Origin of the sequence: Providencia sp. JUb39 (genome assembly GCF_012272845.1) — a bacterium.
Taxonomy (GTDB): domain Bacteria; phylum Pseudomonadota; class Gammaproteobacteria; order Enterobacterales; family Enterobacteriaceae; genus Providencia; species Providencia lanzhouensis.
The window spans coordinates 132,153-155,850 of the sequence record NZ_JAAWXD020000001.1; the positions used below are offsets into that span (position 1 = coordinate 132,153).

The window sequence follows — 23,698 nt, forward strand, 5'->3', positions numbered from 1 at the left end:
TTCTTACGTTATTAAATGATGGTTTATCAACATTCTAGCACTAATTAGAGATAAACTACTTGGTCTCATCTTTATTGGCGACACCGAGCACATGATAAACATAGTGGCGATAACCATCGAGTAACTGCTTATCTTCACAGTCATTCAGTTTACCATCGCATAAATGGCGCATCTTAATATTCGCTTCATAGAACGGCGAAACTTTCAAATTTGCGCGTTCCAATAACATTCCACCAAGGAATGAAATGTCCGTTAACTCACCCGTTTTAATTGCGGTACCCGCTTTGAGATTATCTCTTAGAGTAAATTGTGTCGCATAAGCGGGAGACGATAATGTGGACTTATACTTGTCCAAACTGATCCCCGGTTGATGGTCACCAAAATAGAGGAACATCAGTGGGCGCTGACGCTTTTCCATAAACGAAACGAAATCACGAATGGCCGCATCAGAATGGACGATTTTTTCCATATAATGGCTAAATTCGCCTGCGGAATCTTTATTATCTAGCTTATCTTTAATTCCATAGTCATCACTGTGACCTTCTTTATAAGGTCCGTGTTCATACATGGTTAATGCAAAAATAAAGACGGGTTTGTCCGTTTCTGTTGCCAAAATTTCTTTTACGTACTTCAGCATATCTTCCGTGCTGATCGTCCATAAATTATCTTGCAACTTGCCTGGATAACCTAACTCTTGAGGCTGAATGATACGGTCAACACCCATCGTTTCATAAGCGTGACCAGAATGATAAGCCCCTTTATTAAACGGCGTCAGGACAACCGTGTAATAACCGTTGGCTTTCATCTCTTTAAATAAGCTGTTATTTAAATGGTCGACCACAAAATAGAACACACCGCTTTTTTGTGCCCCGAAATCATCGCTATTTAACCCCGTTAATGCAGAAAATTCAGATAACCATGTTCCACCACCGAAGGTTTGTACGCGCATCGGACTATGTGCAATCATATTGGCATCTTGCTGGAACATAAATAACTCTGGCAGTTTCGTTCCCGCAGGTAAATCATAAACTTTAGGGTCAACTGTGGATTCTTGTAATAACAGCAGAATGTCAGGCTTTTCGGTTTGTTCATTCTTCGCCAAAGAAACATTCGCCGCTTTTTGTTCAAAATAGCTCGCATCACCCACAAAATGCGGTGATTTGTATTTCGCATTCTGTGCAGACATCACCAAGTTAGTCACTGTACCACGACCTTTCGGCAGCATTTGTGACCATTTATCAAAGTAATGCGTACTTGCCCAATCCGCCCCAAAGTAACCCACGATAACCATGAGCACACTAACCACACGTGATATCTTGCGTTTACATGGTGTCGATAAACGCCAGCTGATCACACCGTTGATGATAAGCAGAATAAATAATGCAAGTACCGCCACGCCCGCCAACCAATAGTGACCTAATGTCCCTAAGTTGGAGGTATCCGTCATCAAATTAATATCAGTGAAGAAAAGTTGCTCTTTATAATAGTGAACTTTTAACTGATTAAAGATTTTGATGATAATAAACAGGGTACTCGTAATAATTGCAGAGAAAACCCAACGAGCAGTGACTGTAAATAAAACACCAAATATGACAGCATAAACACAAATGGAAATCAGACCAGGATAGATAACGCCACTTTTTTCAAAGACTAAAAACAGCGAGCCAATAAAAATCAGCGCCAGATAAATACTCGCAATTAGTTTTTTATTCATTTGACTTCCACAATTCACAAAAAGGTATCAAGGTTAACAAAACTGCCAACATTATAATGGCGAAAACCCTACAATTTATTCAACAAAAATGCCTTTGTCTCGTAAATAATGCCCATCTTCTTTACGACGAGTAAAGCCACTTTTATCAAAGAACTCGAGAATTTGAATCGCAAGTTTACGACCAATACCCAGTTCATTACGAAAATCAGCGGCAAAAATCACCTCGTGATCAGCACAATGACGTGAAATAATTTGGGCAAATTGGCGGATCTGTTCGCTGCTATAATACCTATCGCGCACAATCGCTACGATCATCCCCATTTGTGCAGCTTTTTTCAGTATACGGCGAATAGTATCTTCATCGTGACCTGTTTCTACGGCAATATCGCGTACCCAACGAGCTTCAGGATGCGAGAACAGCCCTTCCACTTGTTGCCAAATACCTTGCTGCTTGGCATCAAACACTAACCCATGCTGCGGCATATGCAACCAGCCACGAGTCTGCTTAATCACCCCCTCGGCAATCAAATCATTAATCAATTTGAATACCAAGGTTTCATCCATCGTAGGCAGCGCCATTCGTTTCAATCGCGCTTTACCGACACCTATCTGATCGCTATGAACTTCATTGAAATTTTCGAGGGATTGAGTCAACTTGTCCTTGGCAACCTGCGCTTTAAACGCAGAAAGTACGACATCGCCGACACGGACAATATCAACTTGTTCCAACAAGGAATCTAATGCCGACTGAGTTAACTGGCGCGACCAACCGTAACTGTTTAAGTCTAGCTCACCGCTGGGCAACTGTAGGTTAAGCTGAGCCAGCTCATCATCCGTTGCACATAAACGAGATAACCAATCGAGAAACTCAGGCTGTCTCTTACCACGACGCGGAGACACTAAGCGGATCACTCGCGCCCCCGCAAGGGTTTGCCGCGCACTAATATCGCGAATAATTAATCTGTCATTATCCACCAGCCACAGTGGCGTATCTAAAATCAGCTCTGCCAACATTGGTGTTTCGCCCGATTCTGTCAGCAAAGAGACTCGCCCTGTAATGTGACTTGCACCGTGGTATAAATGCACGGGTTGCCAATGTTTAAGTGGCGCATCACAAGTCAGTTCCACTATCACCCGAGAGGCGATAAAAGCAGGTTGCTCGGCCAGCAGCCAATCACCACGGGTTATCGACTCTTTATCGATATTCCCCGTTAAGTTAAGCGCGACGCGATCTCCTGCTTGAGCAAACTCAGCCACTTGGTTTTGGCGATGAATCCCACGAATACGGACTGGAGTATCCGCCCCCGTCACCCATAAGGATTCACCCACATTCACTTTACCCGCTAGCGCCGTTCCTGTGACTACAATCCCCGCCCCTTTCACATGGAAAATACGGTCGATGGCTAAACGAAAACGCTGTTGCAGGTTAGTAGAAGAATTATGTTGTTGGTGCAGTTGCTGTAAGTATTGACGCAGTGCATCAATGCCTAGCCCTGTACTTGCTGAAGTGATAAATAGTGGCGCATTCAACCAGCCTTGGCGACGCAGTTCCGCGTGAACCTGCTGAGTGACCTCTGCCACTCTCTGCTCATCAACACGGTCAGCTTTGGTTAAAATCACCGAGACATCTTGGCAACCCGCAAGTCGTAAAATCGACAAATGCTCAAGGGTTTGCGCCATGATTCCATCGTCGCACGCCACCACCAGTAGGGCATGATTAACCCCACCGATCCCCGCCAACATGTTCGCGAGAAATTTTTCATGCCCGGGAACATCAATAAAACCGATTGAGCTACCATCAGATTGCGGCCAATACGCATAGCCAAGGTCGATGGTCATTCCGCGTTTCTTCTCTTCTGGAAGATGCGCGGTGTTCACGCCTGTCAGCGCTTGAATTAACGATGTTTTACCATGGTCAACATGACCGGCTGTCGCAAAAATCATGACAATAACGCCTGCACTAACTCGTGTTCATCCTCAAGACAACGTAGGTCTAGCCACAATTTGCCCTCTTTTAAACGTCCGATCACAGGCTGAGGTAATTGACGCCAACGGTTGGCAAGACGCTCTAAATTACCGCCTTTTCCATCAAGAGGCGCGAATGTAATCCCATAGCTGGGTAATCGGTCAACAGGAAGAGAGCCGCTACCAATTTGTGATAAACAAGGCTCAGCCTCGACAAAGAAACGATCCCCATAATAAGCTTGCAGCTTCACGAGGATATTTTCGGCACTCTGCCTAATTTCTTCTTGGGAACGCGTTAACCAACGTAATGTCGGCAGTTCAGTGGTAAGTTTTTCAGGGGTTAAATAGAGTTTTAGCGTCGCTTCTAACGCAGCTAGCACCATTTTATCTACGCGAAGGGCACGTTTTAAGGGATGTTTTTGAATGGCATCAATCCATTTTTTCTTACCGAGAATGATCCCCGCTTGAGGCCCTCCCAGCAGTTTGTCTCCTGAAATAGAGACTAAATCAATGCCTTGAGATAAATACGCTTGTGGCATCGGCTCCGCAGGCAATCCATACGCGGTCATATCAATCATCGACCCACTGCCTAAATCAATCGCCGTTGGTAATTGGTATTTTTGCCCTAAAACAGCTAGCTCTTCCCCTTCAACTTCCGCGGTAAAGCCTTCAATACTGTAGTTACTGGTATGCACCTTCATTAACAACCCAGTTTGGTCATTAATTGCATTTTCATAATCCCGTAAATGGGTTCGGTTCGTGGTACCTACTTCAACCAATTTACAGCCTGCCTGAGCCATCACATCGGGAACGCGGAATGCGCCCCCAATTTCCACCAGCTCACCGCGAGAGACAATCACCTCACGCTGCGGAGCTACCGTGGCTAATAACAGTAAAACCGCCGCCGCATTGTTATTCACAATACAGGCGTCTTCTGCCCCTGTTAGTTGGCACAGTAAGTCAGCAATAGCGCGGTCACGATGCCCTCGCGTTGCGCCATCAAGAGAATATTCTAAAGTGACTGGCGAGCTCATCACTTGCGAGACCGCATGGATGGCGGTATTGGACATCACCGCACGCCCTAGATTGGTGTGCAACACAGTCCCCGTCAAATTAAAGACGTTTTTTAACGCGCTGTGTTGCAATTCATCATGGCGAACAGAAAGTTCTGCTAACCAATCACCGTGCCAATCCGGTAAGCATCCGTCTTGTGCGATAGATGCTCGCGCTTGTTCCTGCATTTCACGAAGACATTCCGTAACCCAATGCAGACCCGATTTCTCTACCAACACCTGCGCTTCATCGAATTGCAAAAGCTTATCGATGGCAGGTAATTGGCGGTATAGCGCGACATTTGATTCATCCATAGTCACTCTTCTCTTTCTTACTGTGCAGCTAACAGATTATTTTTCGCCAGGGAATAAGAACGGGTTAATGCTGCTACGAGCAAAGCCTTCTTCTTCCATACGTGCGTCTAAAATGATCGAAGCTAAATCATCCGCTACCGCTTCCACTTTGGCTTCTTTCTCTTGGTATAAGACTTTCAGATAGCTACCACAGTCACCGCAACTTTCCGCTTTCACTGCCGCATTTTCATCATCCAGTGACCAGTAATTCAGGTCACGAGTTTGTTCGCAGTTACTGCATTTCACACGAACCATGTGCCACTCTGTTTCACACAGTGTGCAGTGCAAATAACGTAACCCTTGGCTAGTCCCAATTTGTACGATGCTAGAAACTGGCATGCTGTTGCACACTGGGCAATAATGGCGGTGATCACCGTGTTCTGCGCGAGCTTTACCTGGAATATTGGCCGCCATTTGAGCCCAATAGACAGACAATGCCGCCCAAATGAACATGGATTTATCCGCAGGAACTTTTTCAAACTGTTCGTTTAACAGCGCAGTTGCCATCTCTTCGAGTTCAGCTTCTGATGCTTTTTCTAAGTTTTCCAGGGCAGTACGGACAGAATCCGGCACGATCGGCATCAATTCGGCGATGATTGAACGTAATAATTTGTGCCAGTGATCCGTGCGTGGGAATGTTTTTGCATCTAATGGTGCAGCATTCGTTGCCATTGAACGCGCTAAAACCGCTTCCATATCCATCTCTAATGGATTGTCATGCTGCGCATTATTTTGCGCCGTTGCCACTTCCGCAGCGAAGTTCAGATAATCTGCAAAAGGATGTTCACCAACGCCTAACTCTTTTAATCTTTCTGCGCGACGTTGATAAAGGCTTTTTAAATTCGGGAATAAAACAGGCGGAATAAAACCGATGCCTTTCTCTTTTAATCTCTCTTGACCTAATTCTTCTTTCGGGACGATACGAATACCCATTGCTCTCTCTCTTTTATATTTTTTATAACAACTTACCCCGAGAAATTGCCTATTCGCATTTCCCCGCAAGCCTCTAAGAAAATATTCGATTAACCAGCAAGTCTTGCCGTTGTACCCGTCAGGATAAAACAAAAGTCACTGATAGGCTACTCTAGCCCTCCGAATATTCACCGTTGTTAACCCTAGTTTGTATATGGAAATAACAAATTGGTATTAGGGCATTTTTATTTGATATAACTACTGTTATTTCCATGATGTTAATCCAATTGGCACATATAATAGTGTGCTCTCTATCCGCATCATAAAGGGCAACAATATGACGTCATTATTTCACTTCGAAGCGAAGTCTCACACACCCTTCTTTTTATTGCTTGCCTTTATTGGCGGATTTGTCGATGCCTGCTCATTTGTCATCTTTGAGGTATTTACTGGCCATCTGACGGGAAATAGCATTTTAAGTATGATTTACCTCGCCAAAATGAATATTGGCATGTTGCTACTCTCTGCAATTTCCATATTAGGATTTTTTGCAGGAACATTTTTGGGTTCTTGGATTAGGCTCAAGCATAGCGCAATCGTGTTATACCGCTTTGTTCTAGGTCTGGTATTTTTAATATTTAGTGGTGTTTTCACTATTTATTTTTTCATCCAGCCTTTGTATTCACCTGATTTAGCCATTTTGCTGATCAGCTTATCAATGGGAATTCAAAATGGTTATTTTAATAAGGCAGGAACAGTTGGGATCCACTCCACCTATGTCACCGGCATGACCACATCCTGCATTAATGCCTTTTTGAAAAATGTGCCCGGGGACAGTAGCAAAAAAGTTTTACTCTTGGCTGTACTCTCTTTTATTACGGGGGGATTAGCGGGCGGGGTTTTATCGGTGAATTACCAATATGTCGGGTTTTCTGCCGTATTAATTCTCTTGGGATGCGCGCTAATTTACAGCTTCACAATCCGTGATTAACACTATCTATTTTAGTGATAAAAAAAACCCACAACCAATGTTGTGGGCTTGATTCATCGAGACAAAAACGCTTAGTTTTTCTCTTGCTGCTCTTGTTGCTGTTTCTCTTTAGCAACTAGCTCGCGGTACCAACGTGGGTGGTGCTTTCTCGCCCAACCACGTGTTACCCAACCTTCAACCATCGCACGTACAGAGCCTTTGACCCAAATTGCCGCATACGCATGCACAACAATCATCAGGATCAAGCCAATGGCTGACAGCGAGTGAATAAGAATCGCTGCACGGTACACTGGAATTGGGAAATAGTCCGCGAAGAATGGGCGCCACATAATCACACCAGTGACAACCAATGCCAGTAAGCAGATAGTGACCACCCAATACACCCCTTTCTGACCGAGGTTATATTGGCCTACGTCGCCAGCTTCTTCGTTTTTCAGTACTTTACCGATATTTTTCCCCCATTTGATATCTTCTTTATTAATGAAGTTATGATGGAAATAACGGAAGAACATAAAGACGAACAGCAAGAACATCGCCGTACCCACGAATGGATGCAAAATTCGAGACAGTTGTGGCGTGCCTAAAATGTTCATAAACCAGTTCAGCGATGGGAAGAAAAAGCCCAGCCCGCTGATAGCCGTGAACAAGAAGCAAATCACAACCGCCCAGTGATTGATCCTTTCAATCGGTTTGTGGCGAATAATTTTGTCGTTATCATCTGGCATCATTTCTGATCCTCCCCTTCTTTTGATTTCGAAGTGTCAGACGACATTGCGTTATGCAAATCTTCTAGAGCCTCTTCTTCATCTTTCTTGGAGACGCGGTTTGGACCAATTCCCACATAGTGGAAAATTGCCGCCGCAAATGTTGCCGCAAAACCAACCGCAGCAATCGGCTTCCAGATACCTTTCCAGAAAGTAACTGTTGGGCTGATGGTCGGGTTTTCTGGTAATCCGTGATACAACTGCGGCTTATCTGCATGGTGCAATACATACATAACGTGCGTACCGCCCACACCTTGTGGATCGTATAAACCTGCGTTTGCATAACCACGAGTTTTCAGCTCTTCAACACGCTCGCCAGCCATGCCAATCATGTCTTCTTTGCTACCAAAATGGATAGCGCCAGTTGGACATGTTTTCACACAAGCAGGCTCTTGACCGACTTCAACGCGGTCGACACACAGCGTACATTTGTATGCGCGGTTGTCTTCTTTGTTGATGCGTGGCACGTTGAACGGGCAACCCGCGATACAGTAACCACAACCGATACAGTGTTCAGATTGGAAATCCACGATACCGTTTTTATACTGGACGATTGCGCCTTCTGATGGGCATGCTTTCAGGCAGCCCGGATCGGCACAGTGCATACAGCCATCTTTACGGATCAGCCATTCAAATTTATCGTTCTCTTCCACTTCAGAGAAGCGCATTACTGTCCATGACTTAGCGGTTAAATCCGTTGGGTTGTCATACACCCCAACGTTTGTTCCGATTTTGTCGCGGATATCGTTCCATTCGGAACACGCAACCTGACACGCTTTACAGCCGATACAGGTTGTGACGTCAATCAGCTTTGCAACTTCTTCCTTATAGTCCCGCACCTGAGGTGCGGGCGTCAGGGAATTGGTGGCCGAGCGACGAATAATGTCCTGAGATTGCATTGACATAATTTATCTCCTTACACCTTTTCCACGTTGACAAGGAATGATTTAAATTCCGGCGTCTGAGTATTCGCATCACCCACATATGGCGTTAATGTGTTGGTGATAAAGCCCTTCACTGCAACACCTTCAAAGCCCCAGTGAATTGGAATACCGATGGTATCGATGTCTTTTCCATCCACTTGCAGGGTTTTAATGCGTTTAGTGACCACGGCTTTCGCTTTGATGTAACCACGTTTAGAACTGACCTTAACCGTATCGCCTTGCTCGATGCCTTTTTCTTTCGCTAAACGTTCACCAATTTCAATGAACTGTTGAGGTTGGATAATGGCATTTAACAGTGCATGCTTCGTCCAATAGTGGAAGTGCTCAGTTAAGCGGTAAGTGGTACCCACGTATGGGAACTCAGTCGCTTTACCCATTTGCGCCCAGTCGTCTTTAAACACACGAGCAGCAGGGTTTGACACCACATTTGGATGCAGCGGGTTAGTATCCAGCGGCGTTTCGATTGGTTCGTAATGCTCTGGGAATGGACCTTCTGCCATCTTATCCAGTGCAAATAAACGACCCATACCTTCAGGCTGCATGATAAATGGACCGACACCGCTTCCTGGGGCTGCAGTGCTGTAGTCTGGAATATCCATACCTACCCACTTGCTACCATTCCACTCAAGGATTTGGCGCTTCGGATCCCATGGTTTACCCATTGGGTCAGCCGATGCACGGTTATAAATCACGCGGCGGTTCAGTGGCCATGCCCATGCCCAACCTAATGTGTTACCCAGACCCGTTGGGTCGGAGTTATCACGGTTAGCCATTTGGTTACCTTTCGGCGTCCAACTACCAGAGAAGATCCAGCAACCGCTAGCCGTCGTACCGTCATCACGTAATTGAGCAAACGAGCTAAGCAGTTCGCCTTTTTTCACAATCACGTTGCCGTCAGCATCTTTCAGGTCTTCTAATGCGTAACCGTTGCTTTCTTGAGCCACTTCTTCCGGCGTTGGATTATCGCGGTCGAGGTAATCCCAAGTCATGCTCAGAACCTGTTCAGGTGCTGCGCCGCCTTCAGTTTCATACATTTGACGCAGGCGATGGTAGATACCTGACAGGATTTCACCATCACTGATAGCTTCACCTGGGGCGTCCGCACCTTTCCAGTGCCACTGTAACCAACGTGCTGAGTTAACAATTGAACCGTTTTCTTCAGCGAAACAGCAAGATGGTAGACGGAACACGGTGGTTTGAATCTCTTCCGGTTTCACATCGTTCATTTCGCCGTGATTTTGCCAGAAGTTTGCAGTTTCTGTGTTCAGCGGGTCAATAGTAATTAAGAACTTCAGCTTAGAAAGCGATTTCGAGACTTTGTTCTTGTTCGGGAATGAGGCTAATGGGTTAAAGCCTTGGCAGATATAGCCGTTAACTTCACCCTTATCCATCATTTCAAAATAACGTAGAACGTCGTAGCCCTGATCCCACTTAGGTAACAGGTCGAAGCCCCAGTTATTCTCTTTCTGCGCTTTATCGCCATAGAAAGTCTTCATTAAACTGACGAAGAATTTAGGGTAGTTGCCCCAATAGTTCACCTGACCAGCAACGGTCGCTTTTGGTGTATTCGCCGCTAAATAGCTTTCTAAGGTTGTTTGTTTTTCTGATGGTAATGTCAGGTAACCCGGTAAGCTCTGAGATAACAGACCTAAGTCAGTCAGACCTTGGATGTTGGAGTGTCCACGCAGTGCGTTCACACCACCACCTAACATACCCATGTTACCAAGCAGTAACTGGATCATCGCCATGGTACGAATGTTCTGCGCACCAACGGTATGTTGAGTCCAACCCAGCGCATATAAGAAGGACGCTGTTTTGTCTTTCGCGCTAGTTTCTGCAATGTATTCGCAGACTTGTAAGAAGTCTTTGATTGGCGTACCACAGATGTTGTTAACCACTTCTGGGGTATAACGGCTCACGTGCTCTTTCAATAGGTTCAGAACACAACGTGGATTTTTCAGAGTCGGATCGCGCAGCGCTAAGCCGTTCTCATCCATCTCGTAGTTCCACGTGGTTTTGTCGTATTGACGTTTTTCTGCATCGTAACCGGTGAACAGACCGTCATCAAAACCGAAGTCTTCACGGATAACTAAGCTGGCGTTGGTGTACGCCTCAACGTATTCACGTTGAATTTTTTCGTTATCCAGCAAGTATTTGATAACACCTGACAGGAAGGCAATATCGGTACCTGAACGGATAGGCGTGTAAAAATCCGCCACAGCCGCAGTACGGGTAAAGCGTGGATCGATAACGATTAATTTTGCTTTATTGTGGATTTTCGCTTCCATCGCCCAGCGGAAACCGACTGGATGCGCTTCTGCCGCATTACCGCCCATAACGACGATCAGGTTTGCGTTTTTAATGTCAACCCAGTGGTTGGTCATCGCACCGCGACCAAATGTTGGAGCAAGACTTGCTACCGTTGGTCCGTGTCAGACACGCGCTTGGTTATCCACGGCAAGCATGCCGAGGGCGCGACTAAATTTTTGGGTTACAAAACCTGTTTCGTTACTTGCCGCTGATGCACACAGCATACCGGTGGTTAACCAACGGTTGACCGTTACACCATCTTTATTCTGTTTAATGAAGTTTGCATCACGGTCTTCTTTCATTAACTTGGCGATGCGGTCAAACGCGTCGTTCCAAGTGATGCGTTTCCATTCATTAGTGCCTGGTTCGCGAACTTCTGGATACTTGAGTCGACTCTCACTGTGGATAAAGTCGATTAATCCTGCACCTTTAGGACAAAGTGCACCACGGTTTACCGGATGATCCGGGTCCCCTTCGATATGAAAAATGCTTTCTTTCGCATTCTTCGCGCCATCACCTAGGCTGTACATTAACAGCCCACAGCCGACAGAACAGTAGGTACAGGTATTTCGAGTCTCTTTTGCACGCAGTAATTTATACTGGCGTGTAGAGGCTAATGCAGTTGCTGGAGCAAAACCCAGCGCTGCTGCCGTTGTACCTGCCATACCGCCAGCGCAGATCTTAAAGAACTGCCTTCTGCTGACTTGCATGGGGGATCTCCTCATATACATTGCTCATGTTTACCTAACTTCGTCACAAAATTTGAGGTAAACTGTTCTTATTCAACGTCTTCCTTACGTATTCAGGTTCATTGCCTGATAAATGGTGTAAATTCTTTTTACCCATATCGAATATTATGTATCATTAGTGATAGGAATTCATCTAATGTATGAAACAAATACTACAAATAACCCCAAATTATCTAAAATGATCGGCGTTCAATCCACAATCGTGCAACAAAAAAATAACCTCGGTTCACTGGTTAATGATTTCGTTGCAGAGGAAATCCCTGTCGCTCTCGTTTATAACGGGATATCTCATGTGGTAATGATGGCGACACCCAAAGATCTGGATGATTTTGCTGTCGGATTTTCATTATCAGAAGGGATCATACAATCCCGTGATGAAATTCGCGGAATTGATATTGTGCAAGGTTGTCACCGAGGCATTGAAGTTCATATTGAGTTATCAAGCCGCCGTTTTATGGCGCTCAAAGAGCGTCGTCGTAATCTGACTGGGCGAACTGGCTGCGGTATTTGTGGTACAGAACAGCTCGATGAGATATTTAAGCCTATCACTCCGCTGCCATTCACTCAAACATTCTCATTATCTTATCTCGATAACGCCCTACAAGAATTGAAGACAGTTCAAGAAATTGGCGCATTAACCGGTTGTACTCATGCGGCCGCGTGGATCTCACCTGAAGGTCGCTTAGTGGGCGGATGTGAAGATGTGGGCCGCCATGTCGCGCTAGACAAGCTACTGGGAATGAAAAGCCGTTCGGATTGGCAGCAAGGGGCTATTTTAGTGTCTAGTCGCGCAAGTTATGAGATGGTGCAAAAAGCCGCAAGCTGCGGTGCGGAAATTCTATTTGCGGTTTCAGCCGCAACATCATTGGCGATTGAAGTCGCCGAAAAAGCCAATTTAACGCTGGTCGGTTTCTGCCGCCAAGGTAAAGCCACCGTGTTTACCCATCCCAGCCGGGTGATAGACTAACCAGTATTCACTCACCGCCTAAATGAATTTACATGCAATTTCTGTGGGCTAGAACCATTTTCCCGATGTCAGGAAAATGGTTTTTTATTTATCTTAATCACTTACCAATACAGAAACTCGAGAAAATACGCCCTAACAAATCATCGGAGGTAAACTCACCAGTGATTTCGCTCAGTTCTTGCTGAGCTAAGCGCAACTCTTCAGCCAGCAGCTCACCGGAGCGAGCATTCACTAACTGGTCATAGCCTTGTGCTAGGTGGGTTGCGGCATTGTTCAATGCTTGTAAGTGGCGACGACGGGCAAGGAAACCACCTTCTGTATTACTATTGAAGCCCATGGTTTCTTTGAGGTGATCGCGCAGCAAATCGATGCCTTTTTCTTCACGGGCAGATAAACGGATCAGTGGGTAACGGGCATCAGCGACAAATTCTACAGATTCCCCTGTTTTGTCTGCTTTATTACGAATAACCGTGACTGGCAATGTTTCTGGCAAACGAGCCATAAATTCAGGCCAAATCTCTTGTGGCTCAGTGGCATCCGTTGTGGTGCTATCTACCATAAATAGAACACGGTCGGCTTGTTCAATCTCTTTCCATGCGCGTTCGATACCGATACGTTCAACTTCATCGCTGGCTTCACGTAAACCGGCGGTATCAATAATATGCAGCGGCATACCATCAATATGAATGTGTTCACGTAGGACGTCACGGGTAGTCCCCGCAATATCCGTCACAATCGCCGCTTCACGCCCCGCTAACGCATTCAATAAGCTAGATTTACCCGCATTTGGACGACCTGCAATCACCACTTTCATGCCTTCGCGCAGCAAACTCCCTTGACGAGCTTGTGAGCGAACATCTTCTAAGTCCGTCACCACTTCGTTTAATTTGGCTTCAATTTTACCGTCAGATAGGAAGTCAATTTCTTCATCCGGAAAATCAATCGCCGCTTCCACATAGATACGCAAGTGAGTAAGCGCTTCCACTAACTGGTGGATGTGGGATGAAAAAGCCCCTTGTAAAGAGTTCATCGCGGAGCGTGCCGCTTGTTCTGAACTCGCATCAATCAGGTCGGCAATCGCTTCGGCTTGCGCCAAATCGAGTTTGTCATTTAAAAATGCACGCTCAGAAAATTCTCCCGGATTGGCAATACGGATATTGGCAATGGTCAGAATTCTTCTGAGTAATAAATCGAGAATAACAGGACCGCCATGCCCTTGTAGTTCAAGAACATCTTCCCCAGTGAAAGAGTTAGGTCCTGGGAAATAAATAGCAATCCCTTGGTCAAGAACAGAGCCATCTGCATCACGAAATGGCAGATAATCGGCATAGCGCGGCTTCGGTAACTTTCCGAGTACTGTTTCAGCAACAAGGGCTGCTTGCGGGCCGGATACACGTAAAATTCCAACCCCACCACGACCGGGAGCGGTTGCCTGTGCGACGATAGTATCGTTGATTTGCATGATGTTTCTCTGTCTATGACTAAAAAAATTGAGGCGACCCTAAATGGATCGCCTCAATGTTACTATAGAATCTGGCTTTGTGAAGCCCTCTAAACTCGATTGGAATTTAGATTATTTCTTCGCTTTCTTATCACGGCTATGTAAGCCACGTTTTTCCAGACCACGGTAAATAACCTGTTGCTGGATAATGGTGACTAAGTTGCTCACGATATAGTACAGAACCAGACCTGATGGGAACCACAGGAAGAACACGGTAAACACGACTGGCATGTAAGTCATGATCTTCTGCTGCATTGGGTCAGTCACGGTAGTTGGTGACATCTTCTGAATAACAAACATCGTCACACCCATCAGCACTGGCAGGATGTAGTACGGGTCTTGTGCAGACAAGTCTTGGATCCAACCAAAGAACGGTGCGTGACGCAGTTCAACAGAACCCATCAACATGTAGTACAACGCAAGGAAGATTGGCATTTGAATCAGCAACGGTAAACAACCACCCAGTGGGTTTACTTTTTCTGATTTGTACAGCGCCATCATTTCTTGGCTCATACGTTGTTTATCGTCACCAATACGCTCACGCATTGCAGCTAGTTTAGGCTGCAGTAAACGCATTTTCGCCATTGAGGTGTACTGTGCTTTAGTCAGCGGGTACATGATACCACGGACGATAAAGGTGATAACGATGATGGCAATACCCCAGTTACCAACGAAACCGTGAATGAATTTCAACAGTTTGAACAGTGGCTGAGAGATAAACCATAACCAACCGTAATCTACGGTTAAGTCTAAATGAGGAGCAACTTCCGCCATTTCTGACTGAATTTCAGGACCAATCCACAGTGTAGAAGAGTAGGTCGCAGCACCATTTGATGCGATGGTCAGAGGTTCACTCTTATAACCAACGATGGCTGATTTCTTATCGAGATCAATGGTGTAGAAAGTGCTTTGCTCAGAAGAAGCTGGGATCCACGCAGTTGCAAAGTATTGTTGCAGCATCGCGACCCAACCACCTTTGGTTGTCAGGCTTAAGTTTTTATCTTCGATGTCACTGAAACTATATTTTTTATAGTTATTTTCATCAGAAGAGTAAGCCGCACCGCGGTAGGTATGTAGAGCAAAGTTACTGCTGCCAGTGTCACGTTGTTCTGGTAAAGCGATGGTTTGCTTTAATTGACCGAAGAACGCAAGCGTTAAAGGCTGTGCAGTTGGGTTTTGAATGTTGTATTCAACATCAACAGTGTATTTGCCACGCTTCAGAATGTACGTCTTCTGATAAACCACACCGTTATTATCGGTGAAGGACATCGGAATACGTAATTCGTCTTGACCATCTTTTAACTCAAAGCTTGCTGCATCTGAAGTATAAAGAGGACGTTGACCATTGTTATTCGCTGGGTTGTCTGGACCATGAGGACCGATCAGACCACTTTGTGCCTGATAAACAAAACCTGGTGTGGTTTCCAATAAACGGAATGGGTTTGGTGAATTCAGGGTTGCAGGATAGGCTAACAGGTCAGCCTCATCGATATCACCACCACGAGTATTGATACGAATATCAAGTACGTCGGTTTTAACGGCAATAAGCTTACCTTGTTCACTACCTGTGACCGCTTGACCATCATTGCTTGCACTGCTCGGCATGTCCGTCTTTTGCTGAGAAACTTGAACAGCCTTGGTTTCCTGAGCAACTTTATCGCTCTCCCAAGCCTGCCAAACTAAGAACGACACGAACAACAAAGCGATGAGTAGAAGATTGCGTTGGGAATCCATCGTTATAATTCTCTATTATCATCAGTTTTTCTAGGTGGGACAGGATCATCTCCACCAGCGTGTAAAGGGTGGCATTTTAATACGCGTTTGGCAGTTAACCAACTACCTTTTAGCATACCAAACCTGCGCAATGCCTCAATTCCGTAATTAGAGCATGTGGGATTGAAACGACAACGAGGTCCTAACAACGGACTAATAGCCAGTTGGTAACCTCTGATCAGCATGATCAGGACTTTTGAGCCAAGCGACGGTGACGACGCCATAACTTATCCAATGATTCCGTAATCTGTTGATTGTCGAGATCGGCTACCCCTCTGCGAACCAGAACCACAAAGTCCATTGAAGGCAACTCATGTTGATGCAAACGAAAATATTCACGGGCTAATCGTTTGATACGATTACGCTCATGAGCACGTTTAACATTTTTTTTGGCGATGGTAAGACCGATGCGGGGATGCCCCAGCTCGTTAAGGCGACCAAGGATTGTTATCTCTGGGGAACTCGCCCTCTGCGGCTGCTTGAAGACATTGTCGAAATGCCTGGGAGTTAACAAACGTAACTCCCGGGTAAAAGCGAGCGTAACCACTATAGAGGGCTAGCTTTATTACTTAGATGAAACGGTCAGACGAGCGCGGCCTTTAGCACGACGGCGAGCCAGAACCTGACGACCATTTTTAGTGGCCATACGAGCACGGAAACCGTGTGAACGGTTGCGCTTCAGTACGGACGGTTGAAAAGTGCGTTTCATAACGATTTCTACCTAACTTTAAAATTTATTACTGATTCAGTAAACGCGTTGGCAACCAGTGGAAACTGATTTACACCTGTGCCTCTATCGCAACAATATAGAAAGAGGCAGGATTGTAATAAAACATAGGGGGTCACGTCAATAAAATGACGTAATCAAACCACTTTTTATTTAAACCTGGCTGACCGGTTTGCCGATATGTGCCGTGACAAGCTACGTATGGAACTCATTTATGCTGCCTTTTAGGCAAGTCTAACAGTTTAACTTTCAATCAACTCAAGCGTTTATTGACGTTACCCATAAAACCATGCTGCCTAAATTCATCATAAAAAGTGACATTCGCAGTGTACACAGGGAGGAAGATTATACGGACTCCTCCCTAAAGCGCAAGGATCTTAGCGGGATCCGAAAATATTTTTTGATCTTGGGAGATTATTTCTATATATAGGCTAAAGTTATCCCCAGACATGTGGAAAATTTGTCGTTGCCCGCGATCACCCAGCAAAATTCTCCCCTACCAGAGCCGCCTTATCACATTTGCCTGTGGATAAAAAGCATAAAAACTGTGTAAAAGAATGGAGATCTTGAGTGAATTTTGCGGTATGATCGCAGGTCTATTTCTGATCGGAGGATCAGGAATATGCTGTGGATAGATATGGTGAGTAAAAGTTAGTCAAACACCTTCTCTGGCCCCCTATTCTCTTAGTGACCACGAAAAGTGACTAATGGAATAGTTGCCAGTAAAAAAATTCTTAACGAAATCCGTAATTCTTGTTTCATTGACCTTGTTAGGGGAGTCCAACGTGTCACTTTCGCTTTGGCAGCAATGTCTTGCCCGATTGCAGGATGAACTACCTGCCACAGAATTCAGTATGTGGATACGCCCTCTTCAAGCTGAATTAAACGATAATACACTGGCACTGTATGCCCCGAATCGTTTCGTCCTTGATTGGGTGAGAGATAAGTACATCAATAATATCAATGAATTATTGAATGACTTTTGCGGTTCTGATGCCCCTGCTCTACACTTTGAAGTAGGCAATAAACCGATGACCATCGCGCCGGTGAGCCCTCAAGTACGCACGAATAATGAAATGCCTGCGTTCGCCGCACCATCTGCACCAGTAAAGCCAAGTTGGGACAACTCAGCTAAAGTTCAACCAGACGTGTCATACCGTTCAAATGTGAACCCAAAACACACGTTTGATAACTTCGTTGAAGGTAAATCAAACCAACTGGCTCGTGCGGCAGCGAGGCAAGTTGCTGAAAACCCTGGTGGCGCTTATAACCCACTGTTCCTTTATGGTGGAACAGGTTTAGGTAAAACGCACTTATTACACGCCGTGGGTAATAGCATTATGCAGCACAAGGCCAACGCTCGCGTGGTCTATATGCATTCTGAACGATTTGTACAAGATATGGTCAAAGCATTGCAGAATAACGCCATTGAAGAATTCAAGCGCTATTACCGTTCTGTCGATGCCTTACTGATTGATGATATTCAATTTTTTGCTAACAAAGAGCGTTCACAAGAAGAGTTTTTCCATACATTCAACGCCCTGCTTGAAGGCAATCAACAAATTATTTTGACCTCCGACCGTTATCCTAAAGAGATTAACGGCGTAGAAGATAGATTAAAGTCCCGTTTCGGCTGGGGTTTAACCGTTGCGATTGAACCACCTGAGTTAGAAACCCGTGTGGCTATTTTGATGAAAAAAGCCGATGAAAACGAAATCCAACTGCCCGGTGAAGTGGCATTTTTCATCGCAAAACGCTTACGTTCTAATGTGCGTGAGTTAGAAGGTGCATTAAACCGCGTTATTGCTAACGCGAATTTTACCGGTCGCGCTATCACTATCGACTTTGTTCGAGAAGCGTTACGTGATCTATTAGCACTGCAAGAAAAGCTGGTAACTATTGATAATATTCAGAAAACTGTTGCTGAGTACTATAAAATCAAAGTCGCTGATTTACTTTCTAAACGTCGTTCTCGTTCTGTCGCTCGTCCGCGTCAGATGGCAATGGCACTGGCGAAAGAGCTGACAAACCATAGTTTACCTGAAATCGGGGATGCTTTTGGCGGTCGTGACCACACTACAGTGTTGCACGCTTGTCGTAAAATTGAACAATTACGAGAAGAAAGCCATGACATCAAAGAAGATTTTTCAAATCTAATCAGAACATTATCATCTTAATTGCTATGAAATTTATTATAGAACGCGAGCAGTTATTAAAACCGTTACAACAGGTTAGTGGCCCTTTAGGTGGACGTCCAACGTTGCCTATTTTAGGAAACCTTTTACTTCACGTAAAAGAAGGTGCCCTGCAACTGACGGGGACCGACCTAGAAATGGAGATGATGGCCAATGTTCCGCTCACTCGTGAGCATGAAATTGGTGCCACCACGGTGCCTGCGCGCAAGTTTTTTGATATTTGGCGTGGTTTACCAGAAGGTTCTGAAATCCAAGTCGAGCTTAATGATGACCGACTGCTTGTGCGTTCTGGACGCAGCCGTTTCTCATTATCCACTTTACCTGCTGCTGACTTCCCGAACTTAGATGACTGGCAAAGCGAAGTCGAATTCTCTCTGCCTCAATCCATACTGAAACGTTTAATTGAAGCGACCCAGTTTTCAATGGCGCACCAAGACGTTCGTTATTACCTGAACGGTATGCTGTTTGAAACTGAAGGGCAAATGCTGAGAACTGTCTCCACAGATGGTCACCGCCTTGCAGTTTGCTCAATGGATATTGGTCAAGAATTGCCATCCCATTCTGTGATCGTACCTCGAAAAGGTGTCATGGAACTGATGCGCCTACTCGATGGCGGCGACGCGTTATTACAGCTACAAATTGGTAGCAACAATATTCGTGCTCATGTTGGCGACTTCATCTTTACCTCTAAACTCGTTGACGGTCGTTTCCCTGACTACCGCCGCGTTCTGCCAAAGAATCCAGATAAAACCTTAGAAGCCCGCTGTGATTTGCTCAAACAAGCCTTCTCGCGCGCAGCAATTTTATCTAACGAAAAATTCCGTGGCGTACGCTTATTCTTCAGTGAAAACCAATTACGCATCACGGCGAATAACCCTGAACAGGAAGAAGCGGAAGAGATTGTTGATGTGAATTACCAAGGTGGTGAGATGGAAATTGGCTTTAACGTCAGTTACATCCTCGACGTCTTGAACGCGCTGAAAAGCGAAAATGTCACACTGTTTTTAACGGATGCCGTTTCTAGCGTACAAATTGAAGACTCAGCAAGCCGCTCTGCGGTCTATGTTGTTATGCCAATGCGTTTGTAATCAGTCCGTATGATCCTTTCGCGTTTATTGATCCGCGATTTTCGTAATATAGAAGACGCCGATCTCTCCCTTGCAACTGGGTTCAATTTTTTAATTGGGCCTAATGGGAGTGGCAAAACCAGTGTACTGGAAGCAATTTATACACTTGGACATGGACGAGCCTTTCGCAGCATTCAGGCGAATAGAGTTATTCGTCATGACCAAGAACAATTTATTTTACATGGTAAACTGGGACACTCAGACACCGAACGTAAAACATTGTCGCTGGGTTTGAGTAAAAACCGCGAAGGCGACAGTAAAGTCCGAATTGATGGTACCGACGGGCATAAAATTGCGGAACTCGCAAAGTTATTGCCAATGCAGCTCATTACCCCTGAAGGGTTTACCTTGCTGAATGGCGGTCCAAAATATCGACGTGCGTTTATCGATTGGGGATGCTTTCATAATGAAGCCCTCTTTTTTTCAACGTGGTCGGACTTAAAACGTTTGTTAAAGCAGCGGAATGCGGCTTTACGACAAGTGACTCGTTATGAGCAAATTCGCCATTGGGATCAGCAACTCGCCCCAATTTCCGAACAAATTAGCCAATGGCGCGGCGAGTATATTGCAGGTATCGCAGAAAATATTGAGCAAACCTGCAAACAATTTTTACCCGAATTTTCACTTTCAGTCTCTTTCCAACGCGGTTGGGACAAAGAAATTGATTATTCAGAACAGTTAGAGCGGCAGTTTGAGCGCGATAGAGCGTTAACCTACACCGCATCGGGGCCACATAAAGCTGACCTACGAATTCGAGCCAACGGCATTCCCGTTGAAGATATGCTCTCTCGCGGTCAACTGAAATTATTAATGTGTGCACTCAGGTTAGCGCAGGGTGAATATTTCACCCAACAGAGCGGGCAACAATGCCTGTATCTACTGGATGATTTTGCTTCAGAACTTGATTCTGGTCGCCGGCAATTATTAGCGGCTCGACTCAAAGCTACGCAAGCACAAGTGTTTGTAAGTGCTATTACACCGGCGCAAGTCAATGATATGATTGATGCCAACAGTAAGATGTTTAGTGTAGAGCAAGGCAAAATAGAAGTTCAACCTCAGGAATAGAAAGAGCAGGAAACGTTGATGTCGAATACATATGACTCCTCAAGTATCAAGGTATTAAAAGGACTGGATGCGGTGCGTAAGCGCCCGGGCATGTATATCGGTGATACCGACGATGGAACAGGTCTTCATCACATGGTCTTCGAGGTTGTGGATAACGCTATCGATGAAGCCTTAGCAGGTTTCTGTGACGATATCGTCATCACTATCCATGCCGATAACTCCGTCTCTGTCCAAGATGATGGACGTGGTATCCCTACGGGCATCCACGAAGAAGAAGGTGTCTCCGCTGCAGAAGTTATCATGACTGTTCTGCACGCTGGCGGTAAATTTGACGACAACTCCTATAAAGTTTCCGGTGGTCTGCACGGTGTAGGTGTTTCGGTTGTTAACGCCTTATCTGAAAAACTTGAATTAGTGATCCGCCGTGATGGTAAAGTCCACGAGCAAGTGTACAAGCACGGGGAGCCACAAGGTCCTCTGACTGTGGTTGGTGAAACTGACCAAACAGGGACTCGCGTACGTTTCTGGCCAAGCATGGATACCTTCAAAGGTGTCACCGAATTCGAATACGACATTCTGGCAAAACGCTTACGTGAACTTTCATTCCTAAACTCAGGAGTTTCCATCCGTTTAATTGATAAACGTGATGGCAAAGAAGACCATTTCCACTATGAAGGTGGGATCAAGGCATTCGTTGAGTACCTGAGCCGTAACAAAACCCCAATTCACCCATCCGTATTCTATTTCTCCACTGAGAAAGACGGCATCGGCGTGGAAGTTTCCATGCAGTGGAACGATGGTTTCCAAGAGAATGTTTACTGCTTTACCAACAACATTCCTCAGCGCGACGGCGGTACCCACTTAGCGGGCTTCCGTGCTGCGATGACACGAACCCTGAACAACTACATGGAAAAAGAAGGCTACCAAAAGAAAAGCAAGGTCAACGCAACAGGTGACGATGCTCGTGAAGGCTTAATTGCCGTTATTTCTGTGAAAGTGCCAGATCCAAAATTCTCTTCTCAGACCAAAGAAAAACTCGTTTCTTCAGAAGTAAAAACTGCTGTAGAAACCATGATGAATGAGAAGCTAGTTGAATATTTATTAGAAAATCCAAACGACGCTAAAATCGTTGTTGGCAAAATCATTGATGCTGCTCGTGCGCGTGAAGCTGCACGTAAAGCGCGTGAAATGACCCGCCGTAAAGGGGCATTAGATTTAGCAGGCTTGCCGGGTAAACTGGCAGACTGCCAAGAACGTGACCCGGCATTATCTGAACTGTACTTGGTGGAAGGGGACTCTGCGGGCGGCTCTGCAAAACAAGGTCGTAACCGTAAGAACCAAGCAATTTTGCCACTGAAAGGTAAAATCCTAAACGTGGAAAAAGCGCGTTTCGATAAAATGCTCTCTTCCCAAGAAGTCGCAACACTGATCACCGCATTAGGCTGTGGTATTGGTCGTGATGAATATAACCCAGATAAACTGCGTTATCACAGCATCATTATCATGACGGATGCCGACGTCGATGGTTCGCACATTCGTACGTTACTGTTGACCTTCTTCTACCGTCAAATGCCAGAAATCGTTGAGCGTGGTCACATCTTTATTGCTCAGCCGCCACTGTATAAAGTAAAACGCGGTAAACAAGAGCAATATATTAAAGACGACGAAGCGATGGACGACTATCTGATCTCTATCGCGCTGGATGGCGCTGAGCTGCACTTAAGCGCAGAAGCCCCAGCCATGAAAGGCGAACAACTGGAAAAACTGGTTGTTGAATACAATGCCGCACACCGTATTATCCGCCGTCTTGAGCGCTTATATCCACAAGCGCTGCTGAACAGCTTAGTGTATCAATCCACACTGACTGAAGAAGCTCTGAAAGATAGCGCGAAAGTTGAAGAGTGGGCGAAAACCTTAGTGGCACGTTTAGAAGAGAACGAGCAAGCGGGTAGCTCTTACAGCTATATCATTCATGAAAACCGCGAACGTCAACTATTCGAACCAACTATTCGTATCCGTACCCATGGTGTTGATAGCGACTACAACCTCGATTTCGACTTCGTTCATGGTAGCGAATACCGCCGTATCACCGAATTAGGTGACATCATCGGTGGATTGATCGAAGAAGGCGCTTATATTCAACGCGGTGAACGTCGCCAGAATATCGACAACTTCGAGCAAGCATTAGATTGGTTAAGCCGTGAATCTCGTCGTGGCTTATCCGTACAGCGTTATAAAGGTCTTGGTGAAATGAACCCAGAACAACTTTGGGAAACCACCATGAACCCTGAAACTCGCCGCATGATGCGTGTAACGGTCAAAGATGCCATTGCAACTGACCAGCTGTTCACTACCCTGATGGGGGATGCGGTTGAACCTCGCCGTGCCTTTATCGAAGAGAACGCCTTAAAAGCCGCGAACATCGATATTTAATCAATATTCCAGCGAAATAATTAAATAACCCTATACTTCGGTATGGGGTTATTTTTTTATTTAATTTTAATCTTAAGTATCTATTTATTATTAATTCAACTTTAAATTCAATTAAATAAAATGACTAATTGTATTTAATTAATTGAATGAAGAAT

The 23,698-nt window shown here is 45.3% G+C and carries 18 protein-coding genes; 6 read left to right on the forward strand and 12 right to left on the reverse strand.

Going from position 1 to position 23,698, the window contains the following annotated elements; all coding sequences use genetic code 11:
• Positions 1-55: 55 nt before the first annotated feature.
• The 4 genes from HFU86_RS00605 to fdhE all read right to left on the reverse strand — a co-directional run bounded on the left by HFU86_RS00605 (position 56) and on the right by fdhE (position 6,018).
• A complete protein-coding gene (locus HFU86_RS00605) occupies positions 56-1,714 on the reverse strand; it encodes an LTA synthase family protein (RefSeq protein WP_036950700.1) in 1,659 nt (552 codons plus the stop codon).
• A 75-nt stretch (positions 1,715-1,789) separates the two neighbouring features.
• Positions 1,790-3,658 (reverse strand): selenocysteine-specific translation elongation factor, encoded by a 1,869-nt coding sequence (gene selB, locus HFU86_RS00610; protein WP_187128519.1) that lies wholly within the window; start codon positions 3,656-3,658, stop codon positions 1,790-1,792.
• On the reverse strand, positions 3,655-5,046 hold the full coding sequence (gene selA, locus HFU86_RS00615) for an L-seryl-tRNA(Sec) selenium transferase (RefSeq protein WP_108479132.1): 1,392 nt from the start codon (positions 5,044-5,046) through the stop codon (positions 3,655-3,657). The genes selB and selA overlap by 4 nt, the downstream gene beginning before the upstream one ends.
• A gap of 36 nt (positions 5,047-5,082) precedes the next feature.
• The gene (fdhE, locus tag HFU86_RS00620) at positions 5,083-6,018 is read right to left on the reverse strand and encodes a formate dehydrogenase accessory protein FdhE (RefSeq protein WP_132496999.1); all 936 of its coding nucleotides are present in this window, start codon (positions 6,016-6,018) and stop codon (positions 5,083-5,085) included.
• A gap of 316 nt (positions 6,019-6,334) precedes the next feature.
• Between fdhE and HFU86_RS00625 the strand changes: the two genes are divergently transcribed.
• Positions 6,335-6,988, forward strand: coding sequence for a YoaK family protein (locus tag HFU86_RS00625; protein ID WP_132496998.1), 654 nt, complete (start codon positions 6,335-6,337; stop codon positions 6,986-6,988).
• Between the two features lie 71 nt (positions 6,989-7,059).
• On the opposite strand, the gene fdoI is transcribed toward HFU86_RS00625, so the two are convergent.
• Genes fdoI through fdnG form a run of 3 tightly spaced genes read right to left on the reverse strand, consistent with a single transcriptional unit; the run spans position 7,060 to position 11,716 of the window.
• Entirely contained in the window at positions 7,060-7,716 is a 657-nt protein-coding gene (fdoI, locus tag HFU86_RS00630) for a formate dehydrogenase cytochrome b556 subunit (RefSeq protein WP_036950687.1), read from the reverse strand.
• Positions 7,713-8,657, reverse strand: a complete 945-nt coding sequence (gene fdxH / locus HFU86_RS00635) for a formate dehydrogenase subunit beta (RefSeq protein ID WP_036950684.1) — start codon at positions 8,655-8,657, stop codon at positions 7,713-7,715. The genes fdoI and fdxH overlap by 4 nt, the downstream gene beginning before the upstream one ends.
• Before the next feature lie 11 nt (positions 8,658-8,668).
• Positions 8,669-11,716, reverse strand: a complete 3,048-nt coding sequence (gene fdnG / locus HFU86_RS00640; RefSeq protein WP_154599595.1) for a formate dehydrogenase-N subunit alpha — start codon at positions 11,714-11,716, stop codon at positions 8,669-8,671.
• Positions 11,717-11,891: 175 nt separating this feature from the next.
• Between fdnG and fdhD the strand changes: the two genes are divergently transcribed.
• A complete protein-coding gene (gene fdhD / locus HFU86_RS00645) occupies positions 11,892-12,722 on the forward strand; it encodes a formate dehydrogenase accessory sulfurtransferase FdhD (RefSeq protein WP_187128520.1) in 831 nt (276 codons plus the stop codon).
• A 97-nt stretch (positions 12,723-12,819) separates the two neighbouring features.
• Here the strand turns inward: fdhD and mnmE are convergent, their stop codons facing one another.
• The 5 genes from mnmE to rpmH form a co-directional block, all read right to left on the reverse strand.
• Positions 12,820-14,184 (reverse strand): tRNA uridine-5-carboxymethylaminomethyl(34) synthesis GTPase MnmE, encoded by a 1,365-nt coding sequence (gene mnmE / locus HFU86_RS00650; protein WP_187128521.1) that lies wholly within the window; start codon positions 14,182-14,184, stop codon positions 12,820-12,822.
• 111 nt (positions 14,185-14,295) lie between these two features.
• Entirely contained in the window at positions 14,296-15,957 is a 1,662-nt protein-coding gene (gene yidC / locus HFU86_RS00655) for a membrane protein insertase YidC (RefSeq protein WP_036950675.1), read from the reverse strand.
• A gap of 2 nt (positions 15,958-15,959) precedes the next feature.
• A complete protein-coding gene (yidD, locus tag HFU86_RS00660) occupies positions 15,960-16,220 on the reverse strand; it encodes a membrane protein insertion efficiency factor YidD (RefSeq protein WP_006660611.1) in 261 nt (86 codons plus the stop codon).
• Entirely contained in the window at positions 16,184-16,543 is a 360-nt protein-coding gene (gene rnpA / locus HFU86_RS00665; RefSeq protein WP_006660612.1) for a ribonuclease P protein component, read from the reverse strand. The genes yidD and rnpA overlap by 37 nt, the downstream gene beginning before the upstream one ends.
• Positions 16,544-16,561: 18 nt before the next feature.
• Positions 16,562-16,705, reverse strand: a complete 144-nt coding sequence (gene rpmH, locus HFU86_RS00670; RefSeq protein WP_004906236.1) for a 50S ribosomal protein L34 — start codon at positions 16,703-16,705, stop codon at positions 16,562-16,564.
• A gap of 803 nt (positions 16,706-17,508) precedes the next feature.
• Here rpmH and dnaA point away from each other — a divergent pair.
• From dnaA to gyrB, 4 genes are read left to right on the forward strand one after another with little or no spacing between them, the layout of a single operon-like run.
• Entirely contained in the window at positions 17,509-18,900 is a 1,392-nt protein-coding gene (dnaA, locus tag HFU86_RS00675) for a chromosomal replication initiator protein DnaA (RefSeq protein WP_036950671.1), read from the forward strand.
• A gap of 5 nt (positions 18,901-18,905) precedes the next feature.
• Complete coding sequence (gene dnaN / locus HFU86_RS00680; RefSeq protein ID WP_132496996.1) at positions 18,906-20,006, forward strand: DNA polymerase III subunit beta; 1,101 nt, start codon at positions 18,906-18,908, stop codon at positions 20,004-20,006.
• 9 nt (positions 20,007-20,015) lie between these two features.
• Complete coding sequence (recF, locus tag HFU86_RS00685) at positions 20,016-21,110, forward strand: DNA replication/repair protein RecF (RefSeq protein ID WP_036950667.1); 1,095 nt, start codon at positions 20,016-20,018, stop codon at positions 21,108-21,110.
• Between the two features lie 18 nt (positions 21,111-21,128).
• A complete protein-coding gene (gyrB, locus tag HFU86_RS00690) occupies positions 21,129-23,543 on the forward strand; it encodes a DNA topoisomerase (ATP-hydrolyzing) subunit B (protein ID WP_132496995.1) in 2,415 nt (804 codons plus the stop codon).
• The last annotated feature ends 155 nt before the right edge of the window (positions 23,544-23,698 follow it).

Bases quoted from the DNA above. Each gene is read 5' to 3' on its own strand.
- HFU86_RS00605 (WP_036950700.1), bottom strand. From the start codon at position 1,714: ATGAATAAAAAACTAATTGCGAGTATTTATCTGGCGCTGATTTTTATT.
- selB (WP_187128519.1), bottom strand. From the start codon at position 3,658: ATGATTTTTGCGACAGCCGGTCATGTTGACCATGGTAAAACATCGTTA.
- selA (WP_108479132.1), bottom strand. From the start codon at position 5,046: ATGGATGAATCAAATGTCGCGCTATACCGCCAATTACCTGCCATCGAT.
- fdhE (WP_132496999.1), bottom strand. From the start codon at position 6,018: ATGGGTATTCGTATCGTCCCGAAAGAAGAATTAGGTCAAGAGAGATTA.
- HFU86_RS00625 (WP_132496998.1), top strand. From the start codon at position 6,335: ATGACGTCATTATTTCACTTCGAAGCGAAGTCTCACACACCCTTCTTT.
- fdoI (WP_036950687.1), bottom strand. From the start codon at position 7,716: ATGATGCCAGATGATAACGACAAAATTATTCGCCACAAACCGATTGAA.
- fdxH (WP_036950684.1), bottom strand. From the start codon at position 8,657: ATGTCAATGCAATCTCAGGACATTATTCGTCGCTCGGCCACCAATTCC.
- fdhD (WP_187128520.1), top strand. From the start codon at position 11,892: ATGTATGAAACAAATACTACAAATAACCCCAAATTATCTAAAATGATC.
- mnmE (WP_187128521.1), bottom strand. From the start codon at position 14,184: ATGCAAATCAACGATACTATCGTCGCACAGGCAACCGCTCCCGGTCGT.
- yidC (WP_036950675.1), bottom strand. From the start codon at position 15,957: ATGGATTCCCAACGCAATCTTCTACTCATCGCTTTGTTGTTCGTGTCG.
- yidD (WP_006660611.1), bottom strand. From the start codon at position 16,220: ATGGCGTCGTCACCGTCGCTTGGCTCAAAAGTCCTGATCATGCTGATC.
- rpmH (WP_004906236.1), bottom strand. From the start codon at position 16,705: ATGAAACGCACTTTTCAACCGTCCGTACTGAAGCGCAACCGTTCACAC.
- dnaN (WP_132496996.1), top strand. From the start codon at position 18,906: ATGAAATTTATTATAGAACGCGAGCAGTTATTAAAACCGTTACAACAG.
- recF (WP_036950667.1), top strand. From the start codon at position 20,016: ATGATCCTTTCGCGTTTATTGATCCGCGATTTTCGTAATATAGAAGAC.
- gyrB (WP_132496995.1), top strand. From the start codon at position 21,129: ATGTCGAATACATATGACTCCTCAAGTATCAAGGTATTAAAAGGACTG.